We start from the raw sequence: 16,518 nt of genomic DNA, 5'->3' as shown, positions 1-16,518 counted from the left end.
GGTTTCCGGGCGCCCGCCCTGTTCTCTCCGGTTGCACGAGTACCGTCGGGACCCGGTACGGCAGACTGAAGTGACGCGTGGACGTCGAAGGAGACCAGGCTTCGTGAGCGCATACCCCGCACACCATCGCGACCCTGATGAACCGCTGTTCCCCATGCCTCCGCTCACCGAGGCAGCTCTCCGCGTGGCGGTCACCAGAGTAGATCTGAGCGCCGCCGTCCGTTTCGAGCAGGAGTTCCACGCCGCCTGGCAGGAAGCCGTCCAGACGGACAGCACCGTGCCCATGCACACCTTCCTGCACCGCTGGGGGGTGTTCGTCGCCCTGCGCCGGATCCCCACCCGCGCCGCCCGGCTGGACGAACTGGAAAGGGCGGTCGGCCGAGCCGCCACGCTCGAGGAAGCGCGGGCCGCGTCTTCGGAGATCGCGGCGCTTTTGGACGAGGCGGCTCGCGAGGCGACGGGGTGACCGACTGGACTTGGGAGTACCTGCCCGACGCCGAACATGTCGTCGGCGGGCTGGATCCGGCGCTCCGCCGCGACGTGGAAAAACTCGCCGCGCGACTGGCGGACGCGGCCTCGGTCAGGTACCTGGGCGACCCGCCGTCCCACGAGTCCGGTGTCTCCCGACTACTGGATCACGCCGAGGGTCGCCTGATGATCTGGTACCAGGAGCACCGACGGCAGTCGACGATCCTCGTCGTGCGCATCGCGCATCTGGGGTGAGCTCAAGTCGTCTCCCGCTCAGCGGCGAGGGCCCGATCCAAGCCGGCCCGAGCAGCGGCGAGCTCCCCCCGGGCTCCGCCCCTTCGGGAGCGGGCATCGCCTCGGTCCGGGCGATGTCGGCGTCGATCGCCGCGAAACGCTCCCGGACGCGCTGTGCCACGGCCTCGTCGGAACTGAGCCACGGATGGCGCTCCAGCGCCTCGGCACACACCCCACACCACGGCCGTCCCCTCATTTCCCGCCTCCCATCTGCCGGCGCGCCGGACATTCCGCGACCTCCGTTCCGCTCGGCGGAACGTACGGCCCGCCTCGTCTCCACGTACCTGTTACGGCGACCGGTCACTCGCCGGAGTGACGGCCGGAGGCCTTTCCGGCACGCCCGTCCCGTCCCACCCTCCGGACAATGGATTGGACTTTCGGGCCCCCCACTCCCGCATGATGGAACCGCGCCTACCGGTCCCACCGTCGTCCGGCAGTGACGCATATGTCCTAGACGAGCAATGGGAGCCCCCCTGTGAGAGTCGGAATCGTCGGAGCCACCGGACAGGTCGGCGGAGTCATGCGCAAGATCCTCGCGGAGCGCGACTTCCCGGTGACGGAGCTGCGCCTGTTCGCCTCGGCGCGGTCCGCCGGGTCCACGATCAACTGGCAGGGCACGGACGTCACCGTCGAGGACGCGGCCACGGCCGACTACACCGGGCTGGACATCGTCCTCTTCTCGGCCGGCGGCGCCACCTCCAAGGCGCTGGCGGAGAAGGTCGCCGGGCAGGGCGCCGTCGTGATCGACAACTCGTCCGCCTGGCGCCGCGACCCCCAGGTGCCGCTCGTCGTCTCCGAGGTCAACCCGCACGCCGTCGCCGACCGCCCCAAGGGCATCATCGCCAACCCCAACTGCACCACCATGGCCGCCATGCCGGCCCTGAAGGTGCTACACCGCGAGGCCGGGCTGCGCGGCCTCGTCGCCACCACCTACCAGGCCGTCTCCGGCTCCGGCCTGGCCGGCGTCGCCGAGCTCGACGGGCAGCTGCGCAAGGTCGCCGACCACGCGACCGAGCTGACGCACGACGGCGAGGCCGTCGAGTTCCCCGAGCCCGGCGTCTACAAGCGGCCCATCGCCTTCAACGTGCTGCCGATGGCCGGCTCGATCGTGGACGACGGTCTGTTCGAGACCGACGAGGAGCAGAAGCTCCGCCACGAATCCCGCAAGATCCTGGAGATCCCCGACCTCAAGGTCTCCGGCACCTGCGTCCGCGTCCCGGTCTTCACCGGCCACTCGGTGCAGGTCAACGCCTCCTTCGACGGCCCGCTGAGCGTCGAGCGCGCCTACGAGCTGCTCGCCGAGGCCCCGGGCGTCGAGCTGTCCGAGATCCCGACTCCGCTCCAGGCGGCGGGCAAGGACGCCACGTTCGTCGGCCGCGTCCGGGTCGACGAGACCGTCGAGCACGGCCTCGCCTTCTTCGTCGTCGGCGACAACCTGCGCAAGGGCGCGGCCCTGAACGCGGTGCAGATCGCGGAGCTGGTGGCCGCGGAGCTGCGCGGCTGAGCTTCGCGGACGGTATTCGGGCGGGACCTTCGGGTCCCGCCCGTCGTCGTTCCCGGGATCGGGGGCGGGCCCGGGGGGTCTTATTCGGGCCGTGATGTCAGACCCCCGTGGGAGAGTTCCGTTCATGAACCGGATAGCCAGAGGCGAACATCTGACCGTCCCGGCCGAGCCGTTGCACGCCGCGGTCACCTGGACCGCCGTGCCCGCACTCCCCGACGCCGGGGCTCTCACCGTCGCCGCCCTGCTCCTCGACGCGCGCGGAACGCTCCGCGCCGACGCCGACCTCGTCTCCTCCCAGCACGCCGGGCACCCCTCCGGGGCCGTGCACCACCTGGGCACCTCGGAGGGCGAGGCGGGCCTGGTGGCCGAGTGGCTGGTGATCGACCCCGCGCGGATCGAGCCGGACGTGACGCGGATCGTGGTGGCCGCCGCCACGAAGGGCCGCGCCCTCGGCCGCGTCCCCGGCCTCGGCCTGGCCGTCACGACGGCCGCGGGCGAGCCGGTAGCCCATGTCGCCGTCGAGGACGGGGTGCGGTTCGACGACGCGGACGGTCGGGGTGGGCCGGGTGGCGTCGGAGCCTCCGACGAGCTCGGCGGTCCCGGCGGACGGGACGGCGTGGACTCCGGGGCGGCTGCCGTGACGACCGCCACCGCGGCCGTCCTCGGCGAGTTCCGCCGGGCAGACGACGGTGGCGGCGACGGCTGGCGGTTCGCGGCCGTCCTCCGGGGCTACGCCTCCGGCCTCGGCGGCGTGGTCGAGGCGCACCGCGCGGGGGCGGGGGGCGATGGGACGTACGGGAACGGCATCGGTCCCGGGGACACCCTCGGGGGCGGTCTTGGGGACGGTGGGGCGTACGCGGCACAGGCGGACGGTGGTCACCGGGCGGGAGCGGAGCCGTACTCCGCCGTGGCCGATCACGCGTTCACCGGGGAGGCGGGGGGCCTCGTGCCGGGTCCGGGTGCCTACCTGCCCGAGGCGGCCGGGTCCGGGGGCGGTATCGGCGCGGCGGTGCCGGAAGGCTCGGGCGGCCACGCGCCCGGAGCCGAACCGTCGGAGCCGGCGGACGCGCGCTCCTACGCCTTCGGGCCGGGCGGTTCGTTGTCCGATGCCGGGGCCGGTATGGGCGCGCGGGTGCCTGAGGGCACGGGCGGGCACGCGCCCGAAGTCGCACCGCCGCACCCGGCGGACGCGGGGGCCTACGTGCCCGGAACGGGTGGTTCGCCGTCCGGTGCCGCCGGGGCGGACACGCCCGGGTACGGGGGGCACGGCGCCGACGCTTCCGTCCCCGGTGCTCCGGCACGGGTGCCGGAGATTCCCGCCTACCCTCCGCACGTGCCCGATCCGGGGCTTCACTCGGGCGCTCCGGCCGGTCAGGAAGCGCCCGTTCCGAGCGCTCTCGGTGACGTCGTCCTCGGTGAAGCCGTCCCGGGTGTTGCCGTCCCGGGTGATGCCGCCTCCGCGTACGCGGCCGGCGCGGCGGTGCCGCCCGAGCCCGCCCTGAGGCCGCCCGCCCCCGGGGCCGTCCCGGAGCCGCTGTTCGCCGGGGCGCCCGCTCGGGAACCCGGTCGGCTCGTCGACGACGCGCCGACCGTCGGTCTCGCCGTCGTCGGTACGCCCGCGACGCCAGCGCGGGAACCGGCCGAGGCGCCGGCGCCGGTGGAGGAACGGGTCGTGGAGGAGTGGGCCGTGGTCGGGCGGATCACCAACCGCCCGGTCCCGTCCGAGCCGGGCACCGAGAACTCGGCGGCGGAAGCGTCAGCGCAGGCGCAGGCTGAGGAGCCGACAACCGGCTCCCCGTCCACCGGCCGCACGGCCGACAGTCAGTCCTCCGCCGCCCTGCCGTTCACGGCCGGCCCGGCCGACGCCGCGGCGCTCGCCCTGGAACAGGCCCAATCCGTCGCGGAGGCCGCACCGCACACGGACGTCGCCTCCGCCTCACAGACCGCGCTCATCACCGACGCCGCCCCCGCCTCGCGAGCCGCCCCGACCGGCCCCGTCATCGACGCGGCTCCGGCCTCGGAACCCGTCCTCATCACCGACGTCATTCCGGCATCGGAAGCCGTCCCCGTCGCGGACGCCGATCCAAGCGACGTTCCGGACGCCGAGGCCACTCCCCGCGCGAAGACCACCCCCGCCTTCACCCCCTGGGAGCGGACCGGCACCGGCGACGAGGACGTCGTCCCCGAAGGGCCGCTGCCCGACGGGCCGGTGCTGGTCGAGTTCGCCAGTCCCGGCGGTCCGGCGGCGGTGGAGGTCGTGGAGTCGGTGGAGTCGGCCGACGGGGAGCAGCGGACGGCGAGTCCGCTGCTGTCCGGGACGGGCCGGTTCCGCGGACGGGCGGTGTTCTCGCCACGGGCCGGGCGGCCCGCGAGCCTGCGGGTGGCGGCGCGGCGGCAGTGGAGCCTGACGTTCCTGCCGCTCGCCGAGGCCCGCGTCCTGGAGCCGGCCGGCACGCTCCAGGGCACCGGCCCCGACGTGCTGCGCTACTCCGGGCCCGCCGCCGACCTGCGCGTCAACCACACGGGCGGCCGGGCCGACCGCGGCAGCCTCACGCTCCGCGCCGTCTACCCCGGGGGCGACCCGGCCGACCGCGACGGCGCCGACGTGCTCGCCCAGGGCCGGGGAGCGCTGATCGACGTGACGCCCGTCGCCGGCCCCTGCCTGCTCCTCGTCGACGCCGACGGCCCCTGGTCGCTCGCCGCCCTGCCCTCCGCCGCGCCCGAGCCGGACGCCGCGGACGCCGACGGGGTGCTCGCCGAGTACGCGGGCCAGGGGCGGAACCTGGAGGTCGTCGAGATCGCCCACCCGTGCCCCGGCTCGCCGGTGATCCTGGAGTACGACCTGGAGGGCTCCGACTTCTTCGCGGTCACCGAGATCGATCCGTACGGCGACACGCGCGAGCTGATCTCGAAGGACGAGGGGTTCCAGGGCCGCCGCCTCCTCTTCACCGGGCTCACGGAGGGCGAGACGGCCACCCGCCTGGAGCTCGGCGCCCTCACCCGCTGGCGCTTCCGCCTCCTCCCGCTCTCCGCCGCCCGCCCGCTGGCCGACGAGGCGCCGGCGGACGGGGTCACGGGCACCGGCTGCGACGTCCTCGTCCACCACGGCCCGCCCGCGGCGCTCACCCTGACCTCGGCGGAGGCGGGACCCGTGCACGTCACCAGCCTGGAGCCCGGCGGACTGGCCCGCGTTCGGGTGACCCGCGCGCACACCCCGCGCCCGGCGCACGGCCCGCTGCGCGCGCGGCCCGGCGCACCCACGTACCTCCTCGTCACGGCGGCGGGCGACCAGTCCTGGAAGCTGACGCTCCGCCCGCCGGAGGAGATCCGGTCGTTCGCCACCGCGATCGGCGGCCACGGCCATGACGTCGTCCGCTGGACCGGCGCGCCCGGGCCCGTCCGCTTCGACTACGACTTCGACGACGGCGAGCCGCTCCTCGACGAGATCCCCCGGCCGGAGCTGTGGGCGCTCGACGAGCACCTGTCGCCGCTGCACCGGGTGGCCGCCGGGATCGGCGTCCACCACGTCCCCACCGGCTGCCTCCAGGTCCGCGCGCACCGGGCCTGGCGGCTCACGGCGGGCGGCTCCCGGCAGGACGCACGGCCGGGCGCGCGGCAGGCGCCTGACGCCGCCTCCGTGGAAGGATGGCCGGGAACGTCATGACACGCGTGATGCGAAGGAGATGCCCAGGTGCCAGGCACGAATCTGACCCGCGAAGAGGCCGAGCGGCGGGCCACGCTGCTGACGGTGGAGGCGTACGAGATCGACCTCGACCTCTCCGGCGCGCAGGAGGGCGGGACGTTCCGCTCGGAGACGGTCGTGCGGTTCGACTCCGCCGAGGCCGGCGCCGAGACGTTCATCGACCTGGTGGCCCCGACCGTGCACGAGGTCGTGCTCAACGGCGAGGCGCTGGACCCGGCCGTGGTCTTCGCGGACAGCCGGATCACCCTGCCGTCGCTGCACGGCGGGGAGAACGAGCTGCGCGTCGTCGCCGACTGCGCGTACACCAACACGGGTGAGGGTCTGCACCGGTTCGTTGACCCGGTGGACGACCAGGCGTACCTGTACACGCAGTTCGAGGTGCCGGACGCCCGCCGTGTCTTCGCGTCGTTCGAACAGCCGGACCTGAAGGCGACGTTCCGGTTCACCGTGAAGGCCCCCGAGGGCTGGACGGTCATCTCCAACTCGCCCACGCCGGAGGTCCCGGCGGACCGGATCTGGCGCTTCGAGCCGACCCCGCGCATCTCCACGTACATCACCGCGCTGATCGCCGGCCCGTACCACAGCGTGCACAGCACCTACGAGAAGGACGGCCGGACGGTCCCGCTGGGCATCTACTGCCGGCCGTCGCTCGCCGAGTACCTGGACGCGGACGCCATCTTCGACGTCACGCGGCAGGGCTTCGACTGGTTCCAGGAGAAGTTCGACTACCACTACCCCTTCGCCAAGTACGACCAGCTGTTCGTGCCGGAGTTCAACGCGGGCGCGATGGAGAACGCGGGCGCGGTCACCATCCGCGACCAGTACGTCTTCCGGTCGAAGGTGACGGACGCGGCGTACGAGGTGCGGGCCGAGACGATCCTGCACGAGCTGGCCCACATGTGGTTCGGCGACCTCGTCACCATGAAGTGGTGGAACGACCTGTGGCTGAACGAGTCGTTCGCCACCTACACGTCGGTCGCCTGCCAGGCCGCCGCCCCCGGCTCCAAGTGGCCCCATTCCTGGACCACCTTCGCCAACTCCATGAAGACCTGGGCCTACCGGCAGGACCAGCTGCCCTCGACCCACCCGATCATGGCCGAGATCCGCGACCTGGACGACGTCCTCGTCAACTTCGACGGCATCACCTACGCCAAGGGCGCCTCGGTGCTCAAGCAGCTGGTGGCGTACGTCGGCGAGGACAAGTTCTTCCAGGGCGTGCAGGCGTACTTCAAGACCCACGCCTACGGCAACACCCGTCTGTCCGACCTGCTCGGCGCCCTGGAGCTGATGAGCGGCCGCGACCTGAAGACCTGGTCGAAGGCGTGGCTGGAGACGGCCGGCATCAACGTCCTGCGCCCCGAGATCACCACGGACGACAACGGCGTCATCACCTCCTTCGCCGTCCGCCAGGAGGCCACCCCGCTGCCCGAGGGCGCGCAGGGCGAGCCGACGCTGCGCCCGCACCGGATCGCGATCGGCGCGTACGACCTGAAGGACGGCAAGCTGGTCCGCACCGAGCGGATCGAGCTGGACGTGGACGGCGAGCTCACCGAGGTCCCCGCCCTCGTCGGGCAGCGGCGCCCGGCCGTCGTCCTGCTCAACGACGACGACCTGTCGTACGCGAAGGTGCGCCTCGACGAGGAGTCGCTGCGCGCCGTCACCGCCCACCTCGGCGACTTCGCCGAGTCGCTGCCGCGCGCCCTGTGCTGGGCCTCCGCCTGGGACATGACCCGCGACGGCGAGATGGCCACCCGCGACTACCTGGAGCTGGTGCTCTCGGGCATCGCCAAGGAGTCGGACATCGGCGTCGTCCAGTCGCTCCAGCGGCAGGTCAAGCTGGCCCTGGACCTGTACGCGGCGCCGGACTGGCGCGAGACCGGGCTCCGGAAGTGGACGGACGCGGCGCTCGAACAGCTCCGCGCGGCGGAGCCCGGCAGCGACCACCAGCTGGCCTGGGCCCGCGCGTTCGCGGCCACCGCCCGCACCGACGAGCACCTGGACTTCCTCGCCGGCCTGCTGGAGGGCACCGAGCTCGTCACCGGCCTCGCCGTCGACACCGACCTGCGCTGGGACCTGCTCACCCGCCTCGCCGCCACCGGCCGCGCCGACGAGAAGGCCATCGCCGCCGAGCTCGACCGCGACCGCACCTCGGCCGGCGAGCAGCACGCCGCGGCGGCCCGCTCGGCCCGCCCGACGGCCGGGGCCAAGGCGGAGGCGTGGGCGTCGGTCGTCGAGTCCGACAAGCTCACCAACGCCGTCCAGGAGGCCGTGATCAGCGGCTTCGTCGTCGCCGACCAGCGCGAGCTGCTGGCGCCCTACGCGGCGAAGTACTTCTCCGTCGTCAAGGGCATCTGGGAGACCCGCAGCCACGAGGTCGCCCAGCAGATCGCCGTCGGCCTCTACCCCGCACTCCAGATCTCCCGGGAGACCCTGGACGCGACGGACGCCTGGCTCGCCTCCGCGAACCCGAGCGCGGGCCTGCGCCGTCTCGTCCTGGAGTCCCGCGCGGGCGTCGAGCGGGCCCTGAGGGCTCAGGCGGCGGACGCGGCGGCCGCCTGACCGACGCGGCTCTAGGGTGCTCGGATGTTCGAAGAAACGGCGACGACCGAGCCCCCTAGGGCCGCCCTCCCCGCCGGGGGCACCACGGCCCTCCTGTACGACGCCGTGGTCGTGCTCGTCCGGAAGCGGACGCGCCGCCGCGTCCCGTTCGAGGCCGTCGAACGCGTCGACGGGCCGGGCGCGGACGGCCGCACCCTGCGGATCGAACTCACCTCGCCCCACGCCGGGGGCGAGGTCATCACGCTGCGGAGCGACGACGCGGCGGCCCTCGCGGCCTTCGCCACCGCCCTCACGTCGTCCCTGCCGCCCCGGGCCCCGCACCAGGCGCGGCGGGACGGCCGGCGGCTGACGAGCGTGGAGCGGATCGGCCTCGCGCCGGCGCGGGAGTTGCAGGCGGCGGGAGGAAGCCCGACGCTCCGGACCCTGACGGTCCTCTACGTGCTCGCCCTCCCCGTCGTCTTCCTGGCCTCGGAGGACCTCGGCCGCTCCCTCGCCTCCTTCGACGCCCTCGGCGACTGGCTCCGCGCGGGCGTGTTCCTGCTGCCCGGCGCGGCCCTCGCCCGCGTGACGGCGTCCACCGCCCGCACCGCCTGCCTCCTGCGCCTCCGAGGTGTCACCGTCACCGGCACACTCACCGACATCCGCCGGAACGGCGACGGCGAACCGGCCTTGTACCACTACGCGTTCACCGACCGGGACGGCGCGGTCCGCCACCACGAGGGCCGGGGCTGGCCTCTGTCCGAGGACGGCGGGACGACGCCGATCACCTACGACCCACGGGATCCGGAACGCGGCTACGCCCCCGGCGACCGGATGGGCCTCCCGGCACACGCCGTCCTCGCGGCCGCCGCCCTGACGCTCCTCTGGATGGGCCTGGACCTCGCGGTGCCGACTGCCCTCGACTCCCTGCGGGTGCTGCGCGACAGTTGGTGAGGCGTTACCGGCTCGCGCTCGCCGGCCTCCTGACCTGGGCGGAAACGCCCTGGCCGGAGGGCCGAAGACGCCCTAGTGTGAGCGGTGTGACGGACGAGTCGGCCATAACCGTTCCACCCGCCCTGGTACTGCGCGGAAGGGGCACCCGGGTGCAACTGCACCGGCAGGGCGTGCTGCTGGACCGCCGGGGCGTCCGCACCACCATCCCACCGGCCGCCGTCGCTCGCGCGGAGGCCGCCGGGCCCGGGGGCCGCACCCTGCGGATCGTCCTCACCGCCGACCGCGGCGACGGCAGGACGTACACGGTGCGGTGCCGCAGCGCGCCGGCGGTACGGGCCTTCGCGGCGGGCATCGTGGCCGCGGTACCGGTCGGGGACGGGGAAGCGCGACGGCTCGACGGACACGCCCTCGTCCGCACGGCCCCGGTTCCGACGGCCGGGCGGCGGGCGTTCTCCCGCACGGCGCGGATCACCTGGACGTCCGTGGCGCTCTACGCGACCGGGCTCGTGCTCATCGTGGCGACCGCGCGGGCCCCGGCTTTCGCGGTCCTCCTCTGGACGATCGCGCCGCTGTTCCTCGCGCCGTCCCTGTTCTGCCTGGTGAGGATCGGTGGTCTCGTCCGCGAGTGGTGGGGCCTGAAGGTCCGCGGGGTCACCGTCGTCGGCGACCTGACGGACACCACGTACGGGGAGGAAGGAACCACCTACTACACGTACCGGTACCAGGACGCCGACGGCGTCGAGCGCACCCATTTCAGCGGCGCCGGACCCTGGCCGGAGGGCTCCGCGACCGCGGAGCTCACCTACGACCCCGCGCACCCGGACCGCGTCGGCGTCCGGGGAGCCGGGTGGAGCGCGGTCGTGCAGGCGACCTTGGTCGGTGTCGTCCTGGCGGTGTTCGCGGCGACGGCTCTCCTCGGCCTCTGCTTCGCGGCGGCCGCTCTGGCCGGCCCTTGGCTGTAGGAGGGCGTACCGCCGACGCACGTACCGCCCGCCCCGGCGGCCGGGAGAACGGTACGCCGAAGGCCGGGCGGGCGAGGTGCCCGTCCGGCGTTCGTACCGTTGCCCAAGGGCGATGGGCGCACCCTCACCGGGCGCGCCCCCGCAAGGGACTAGCGCGACGTCCGCGGGTAGTGCGTGTCGTGCGTGCGCGCGTTGTCCGAGTTGCGGGCCAGCACCATCGTCAGGCCGGCGATCACGAGGAAGAGCACGATCGGCGCGGCGACGTAGAGGCCGAGCGTGTTGATCACGCTGAGGCCGGGGCCCGGGTCGTCGCCGTCGTCGCGGGTGAGCGCGAACGCGGGGGACGACATCAGCAGCATCAGCAGCGTGCCGGCGGACACGACCCCGGCGCGCTTGGCGTTCATCTTCTTATTGCTCACGGGCTCAAAATATCGGACCCCCGTGGACCGCGCGCGTCCGGGGTGGCCTTCGGGGTCACCGTCCGCGGGCGGGCCGTGAGCGAGCGGATCTCGTCCATCAGGGCATGCAGCCGGGGCGAGGAGGCCAGTTCCTCCAGGGAGAGCGGCCGGCCCGCGGGGTCGGCGACGGGCAGGCGCCAGTTGGGGTACTCGTCCGAGGTGCCGGGGAGGTTCTGCGGGCGGCGGTCGCCGACCGTGTCAGGCAGCCAGACGCCGACCATCCGCGCGGGGGTGCGCAGCAGGAAGCGGTGGACGGCGCGGACGGCCGCCTCCTCGTCGTCCGGCCCCTCGGGCAGCAGTCCGAGCCGGCCGAAGAGGGCCAGCCACTCGGCGACGCCCTTGGCGTCCTCGCGCTGCTCGACGGCGAGCGGGCGGCGCAGCAGGCCTAGGTGGTGGCGGATGGCGACGTGGTCGCCGGTGAGGCGGGCGGCCGTGCTGGGCAGGTCGTGGGTGGTGGCGGTGGCCAGACAGCCCTCGCGCCACCGCTCGGGCGGCAGCGGCCCGGCCCGCCGGGCTCCGCGCGACCAGTCGCGTTCGAACCAGAGGACGGACGTGCCGAGCACCCCGCGCTCGGCGAGCGCCTCGCGGACGCCCGGCTCGACGGTCCCCAGGTCCTCACCGATGACGGCGGCCCCCGCCCGATGCGCCTCCACGGCGAGGACGCCGAGCATGGCCTCGGCGTCGTACCGGACGTACGTCCCCTGCCCCGGATCGCGGCCCTCCGGCACCCACCACAGCCGGAACAGCCCCATCACGTGGTCGATCCGCAGCGCGCCCGCGTGCCGCAGCAGCCCGCGCAGCAGGTCGCGGTAGGGGGCGTAGCCGGTGGCGCGCAGGGCGTCGGGGCGCCAGGGCGGCAGCCCCCAGTCCTGGCCGCGGGAGTTGAACGCGTCGGGCGGCGCGCCGACGGACATCCCGGCGGCGAGCGACTCCTGCTGCGCCCACGCGTCGGAGCCGCCGGGGTGGACACCCACCGCCAGGTCGTGGACGAGTCCGACGCGCATCCCGGCGTCGCGCGCGGCGCGCTGGGCGGTGGCGAGCTGACGGTCGGTGAGCCAGGCGAGCCAGCAGTGGAAGTCGACGCGGTCGAGGAGTTCGCCGCGGGCGCGGGCCGTACGGGCGGAGCGGGGGTCCCTGAGGCCGGCGGGCCAGGAGTGCCAGTCGGGGCCGTGCGCCTCGGCGAGGGCGCACCAGGTGGCGTGGTCGTCGAGCGCCTGCCCCTGCTCGGCGAGGAACTCGCAGTAGGAGGCGCGCCGTCCGGGGCCGAGCGGCACCGCGCGGACGAGTTCGAGGGCGCGCAGTTTCAGGGCGCGGACGGCGTCGTGGTCGATGGGCTCGCCCCGGCGGAGGACGGCCACGTTCAGCTCCGCCGCCTCGGCGAGCAGCCGCTGGGCCTCCTCGCGGGCGGCCCCGGCGAGCCGGCCGAACTCGGTGATCTCCTCGACGCGCAGGTGCACCGGGTCGGGGAAGCGGCGGGAGGACGGCCGGTACGGGGACGGGTCGGCGGGCCGGCCGGGCGTGCCGGGGACGGCCGCGTGCAACGGGTTGACCTGGAGGAAGTCGGTGCCGAAGGCCCGGCCCGACCAGGCGGCGAGCTCGGCCAGGTCGCCCAGGTCGCCCATGCCCCAGGAGCGGGCGGACAGCACGGAGTAGAGCTGGACGAGGAAGCCGTGGCAGCGCTCGGGCGGCTGCGGCACCCGCTCGGGCGCGACGATCAGCGGGGCGGCGGCCGACCGCCCGTCGGGCGTCCGGGCGCGCAGCAGGTGCGTTCCGAGCGGCAGTGGATCGTCCCAGGTCAGGGACTGCCCGTCGGACGTCTCGACGCGGAGCGCGGTGTCCTCGGGCAGATCCGGCGGCCGGTGCGGGGCGGGGCCGCGCAGGACGACGGCCGGGGGCAGCAGCCGGTTGCGTCCGGTGCGGGCGTGGGCGTCCAGGGCGTCGCGGACGGCGCGCGGGGTGGAGGCGTCGACGCCGAGCGCGGCGAGAACGGCGACGACCGTGTCCTCGGGGACGGGGACGCTCTGCCCGGGAGCGGGTTCGTAGGACGTGGCCACACCGTGCAGCGCGGCGAGGCGCGCGCGGTCCGCGCCCGCCTCGGTACGACCCTCGCCATGGCCCTCGGTACGGCCCTCCACGCGGTCCATGCCTGCCTCCAGAGGACGGCGGGGACGGCGCCGCACCGGCCGGTGCGGGGTCGCTCGGCGGCCGGCACGGTGCTCCCCGGTGACGGCCGGGACGGTGTCAGCTTACTTACGGCGACGGCACGCTGACGGGGCTTTGGCACTTTCCGGCCGCCGGCCGGCCCCGCCGTCGTGCCGCCCCCGCCGCAACCCCCGGGCCGGGCATTACCGGCAGTTCGGTCACCCGCGTTGACACGTTCCGCCCCTGGTGATGGGCTCAGCGCTCACATCACCACCACGACGTACGGCAGCGGGGCGAGGAGAAGGCGTGCGGTTCCTGGGCGACGACCCCTCGTGCGGCGATCAGGGCCCCGAGCAGCACGTTCGGGGTGCCTCAGACCAGCCCGCAGACCAGCCCGCAGCCCGGCGCACAGACCGGCTCGCGGACCGGCTCGCGAGCCGGCCCGGGCGGGCGCTCGGCACCGGCCGGTTCGGCGGCCCGTACGCCGTCCGGCCGCGCCGCGCCGGGGTGACCGTGCTGGCCGTCGCGCTCCTCGGCGGGCTGCTCGGCAACGCCCCCGTGGCCGCCGCGCCCGCCGAACCCGCCGCCCCGGCGGCGGGCAGCCCGGACGCCGGCGACCCGGAGGGGGCCGACGCGCTGCAGCCGGTCTGGCCGCGCCCGCAGTCGGGCCGCGCCCAGGGCGCGCCGGTGCCGGTGGGCGCCGAGGTCACCCTGATGGCCGAGCCGGGCACGGACCCGTACGCCCTGACGGCGCTGCGGGAGATCCTGCGCGGCGCGGGGGCCCGGACGGTCGTGGACGCCCAGCCCGGCGGCACCCCGCCGCCGCGCGGACTGATCGTGTACGCGGGCGGGCGGCAGGCCGAGGACGCGTTGCGCACGCTCGGCGCCCCGGCCGCCGGCGACCTGCCCAAGGGCGGCTACCGGCTGGCGTCCGGGCAGCTCGACGGCCGGCCGGCGGTGGCACTGGCGGGCGTCGGCGACGACGGCCTGTTCCACGCGGCGCAGACGCTGCGTCAGCTCGTGGTGCGGCGGGACGGCGGGACGGCCTTCGCCGGGGCCGTGATCCGCGACTGGCCGGTGACGGCGGTGCGCGGGATCACCGAGGGGTTCTACGGGCAGCCGTGGTCGACGCCGCAGCGCCTCGCGCAGCTGGACTTCATGGGCCGGACGAAGCTGAACCGGTACCTGTACGCGCCCGGCGACGACCCGTACCGCCAGGCGAAGTGGCGCGATCCGTACCCCGCCGACCGCCGCGACGAGTTCCGCGCGCTGGCGGACCGGGCCCGTCGCAACCATGTGACGCTGGGCTGGGCGGTGGCGCCCGGGCAGGGCATGTGCTTCTCGTCGGAGGACGACCTGCGGGCGCTGAAGCGCAAGGTGGACGCGATGTGGGCGCTGGGCGTCCGGGCGTTCCAGCTCCAGTTCCAGGACGTCAGCTACAGCGAGTGGCACTGCGGGGCCGACCGGGACGCCTTCGGCTCGGGGCCGAAGGCCGCGGCGGAGGCGCAGGCGAAGGTGGCGGGGGCGCTGTCCCGGCACCTGGCGGCGAAGGGCGGCGAGGCGGTGCCGCTGTCCCTGCTGCCCACCGAGTACTTCCAGGATGGCCGGACGGCCTTCCGGCGGGCGCTCGCCGACCGGCTCGACCCGCGCGTCGAGGTGGCCTGGACGGGGGTGGGCGTGGTGCCGCGGACGATCACCGGCGGCGAACTGGCGGCCGCCCGCGCGGCGTTCGGCCACCAGCTCGTCACCATGGACAACTATCCGGTGAACGACTTCGCGCAGGACCGTATCTTCCTCGGCCCCTACACCGGGCGGGAGCCGGCCGTCGCCGTCGGCTCGGCCGCCCTGCTCGCCAACGCCTCGGCGCAGCCCACCGCGTCCCGCATCCCGCTGTTCACCACCGCCGACTACGCCTGGAACCCGCGCGGCTACCGCCCCGAGGAGTCCTGGAAGGCCGCGGTCGACGACCTCGCGGGCGCCGATCCGAAGTCCCGCGAGGCCCTGCGGGCGCTGGCCGGGAACGACGCGTCGTCCGTCCTCGGCGGCGAGGAGTCGGCGTATCTGCGGCCCCTGATGGACAACTTCTGGACGGCGCTCTCCGGCACGGACGCCGACCGGCTGAACACGGCGGCGGACCGGCTGCGCGCCGCCTTCCGCACCATGGCGGACGCCCCGGGCCGGCTGACGGACGCGTTGGGCACCGAGGTCCGGCCGTGGGTACGGCAGTTGGCGCGGCATGGGGAGGCCGGGCTGCGCGCCGTCGACATGCTCACCGCGCAGGCGCGCGGCGACGGCGCGGACGCCTGGCGCGCGGAGCTCGACGTACTGCGGCTACGCGATCAGATCACCTCCGAACGGGTGACCGTCGGCGCCGGCGTGCTGACGCCCTTCCTCCAGCAGGCCCTCGCCCGCGCCAACGGCTGGCTCGGCGTCGACCGCCCGCTGCGCACGTCCGGCGCGGCGACCGACGGCGACCCGGCGACGACCGTCCCCGCGCCGGCGGACGGCCCGCTGACCGTGAAGCTCCGCGAACCCCACCCGATGACCGCCGTCACCGTGCTCACGGCCGCCGCTCCCGGCGCGCGCGGCACGGTCGAGGCGCACACCCCCGACAAGGGCTGGCAGCCTCTGGGCCCCCTCGCGGCCGGCGGCTGGACGCAGCTGCCCGGCAAGGGCGTCCGGGCCGACGCCCTGCGGCTGGTCTGGTCGGGCCCCACCCGCCCGGCCGCGGTCCACGAGATCACCCCGTGGTTCGCGGACACCGCCGCCACCCACTTCGAGCTCACCCACGCGGAGGCGACGGCCGAGGCGGGCGGGGCGCCCGCGGTCGTCGAAGCGCGTGTGATCAACCAACGGCCGGGGACGGTCAAGCAGAAGCTGACGGTCCGCGCTCCCAAGGGCGTCACCGTCAAGGCCCCCGACGAGGTGACGGCCGTCCGCGGCGGCGTGACCACCCTGCGCGTCGAACTCTCCGTCCCGGCCGACGCGCCCTCCCGCGTCTTCACCGTCCCCATCCGCCTCGGCGACCAGGAGCGGACGGTCACCGTTCGCGCGTACCCCACCGCCGGCGGCCCCGACCTGGCCCGCACCGGCGAGGCCACTTCCTCCGGCGACGAAGCGTCCGACTTCCCGCCCTTCGCCGCCCTCGACGGCGACCCCAAGACCCGCTGGTCCTCCCCTCCCACCGACGACGCCTGGTGGCAACTCCAACTCCCCCGCCCCACCCGCCTCGGCCGCCTCGTCCTCCACTGGCAGGACGAACTCCACGCCGCCCGCTACCGCGTCCAGGTCTCCCCCGACGGCCGCACCTGGCGCGACGCGGCCACGGTCACGGACGGCAAGGGCGGCACCGAAACGGTCCGCTGCGACGCCCCGGGGACGCGCTTCGTCCGCGTCCAGGGGGTGAAGCGGGCGGCGGAGTCGGCGGGGTACTCGCTGGTGGACGTGGAGGCGTACGCGGTGCGGAAGTAACGCGCGGCGGCCCGCGTCGGCGCG

General features: G+C 75.0%; 10 protein-coding genes. 8 read left to right on the top strand and 2 right to left on the bottom strand.

Annotated elements, in window-relative coordinates:
* Window positions 1-103 precede the first annotated feature (103 nt).
* From ACH4PU_RS29710 to ACH4PU_RS29680, 7 genes are all read left to right on the top strand, one after another.
* A complete protein-coding gene (locus ACH4PU_RS29710; RefSeq protein ID WP_398278667.1) occupies window positions 104-466 on the top strand; it encodes a hypothetical protein in 363 nt (120 codons plus the stop codon).
* Complete coding sequence (locus tag ACH4PU_RS29705; RefSeq protein WP_398278664.1) at window positions 463-723, top strand: hypothetical protein; 261 nt, start codon at window positions 463-465, stop codon at window positions 721-723. The genes ACH4PU_RS29710 and ACH4PU_RS29705 overlap by 4 nt, the downstream gene beginning before the upstream one ends.
* Before the next feature lie 514 nt (window positions 724-1,237).
* Window positions 1,238-2,266 carry an aspartate-semialdehyde dehydrogenase gene (locus ACH4PU_RS29700; RefSeq protein WP_398278661.1) on the top strand — a complete coding sequence of 343 codons (1,029 nt, stop codon included), beginning with the start codon at window positions 1,238-1,240 and terminating at the stop codon, window positions 2,264-2,266.
* A gap of 124 nt (window positions 2,267-2,390) precedes the next feature.
* Entirely contained in the window at window positions 2,391-5,930 is a 3,540-nt protein-coding gene (locus ACH4PU_RS29695; protein ID WP_398278658.1) for a TerD family protein, read from the top strand.
* 27 nt (window positions 5,931-5,957) lie between these two features.
* Window positions 5,958-8,528 (top strand): aminopeptidase N, encoded by a 2,571-nt coding sequence (gene pepN / locus ACH4PU_RS29690; RefSeq protein WP_398278655.1) that lies wholly within the window; start codon window positions 5,958-5,960, stop codon window positions 8,526-8,528.
* A gap of 24 nt (window positions 8,529-8,552) precedes the next feature.
* Window positions 8,553-9,461 carry a DUF3592 domain-containing protein gene (locus ACH4PU_RS29685; protein ID WP_398278652.1) on the top strand — a complete coding sequence of 303 codons (909 nt, stop codon included), beginning with the start codon at window positions 8,553-8,555 and terminating at the stop codon, window positions 9,459-9,461.
* 86 nt (window positions 9,462-9,547) lie between these two features.
* Window positions 9,548-10,423 carry a hypothetical protein gene (locus ACH4PU_RS29680; RefSeq protein ID WP_398278649.1) on the top strand — a complete coding sequence of 292 codons (876 nt, stop codon included), beginning with the start codon at window positions 9,548-9,550 and terminating at the stop codon, window positions 10,421-10,423.
* Between the two features lie 149 nt (window positions 10,424-10,572).
* Here ACH4PU_RS29680 and ACH4PU_RS29675 read toward each other — a convergent pair whose 3' ends face one another.
* Together ACH4PU_RS29675 and malQ are read right to left on the bottom strand one after the other, a co-directional pair.
* Window positions 10,573-10,827: a hypothetical protein gene (locus ACH4PU_RS29675; protein ID WP_398278728.1), complete on the bottom strand. Its 255-nt coding sequence runs from the start codon at window positions 10,825-10,827 to the stop codon at window positions 10,573-10,575.
* Between the two features lie 11 nt (window positions 10,828-10,838).
* On the bottom strand, window positions 10,839-13,025 hold the full coding sequence (gene malQ, locus ACH4PU_RS29670; RefSeq protein ID WP_398278646.1) for a 4-alpha-glucanotransferase: 2,187 nt from the start codon (window positions 13,023-13,025) through the stop codon (window positions 10,839-10,841).
* 304 nt (window positions 13,026-13,329) lie between these two features.
* Between malQ and ACH4PU_RS29665 the strand changes: the two genes are divergently transcribed.
* Window positions 13,330-16,494 (top strand): beta-N-acetylglucosaminidase domain-containing protein, encoded by a 3,165-nt coding sequence (locus ACH4PU_RS29665; RefSeq protein WP_398278643.1) that lies wholly within the window; start codon window positions 13,330-13,332, stop codon window positions 16,492-16,494.
* Window positions 16,495-16,518 lie beyond the last annotated feature (24 nt).

Source organism: Streptomyces sp. NPDC021100, assembly GCF_044333095.1.
Taxonomy (GTDB): Bacteria; Actinomycetota; Actinomycetes; order Streptomycetales; family Streptomycetaceae; genus Streptomyces.
Note: the sequence above shows the minus strand (reverse complement) of the source record. Positions and strands in the feature narration are given on the sequence as shown.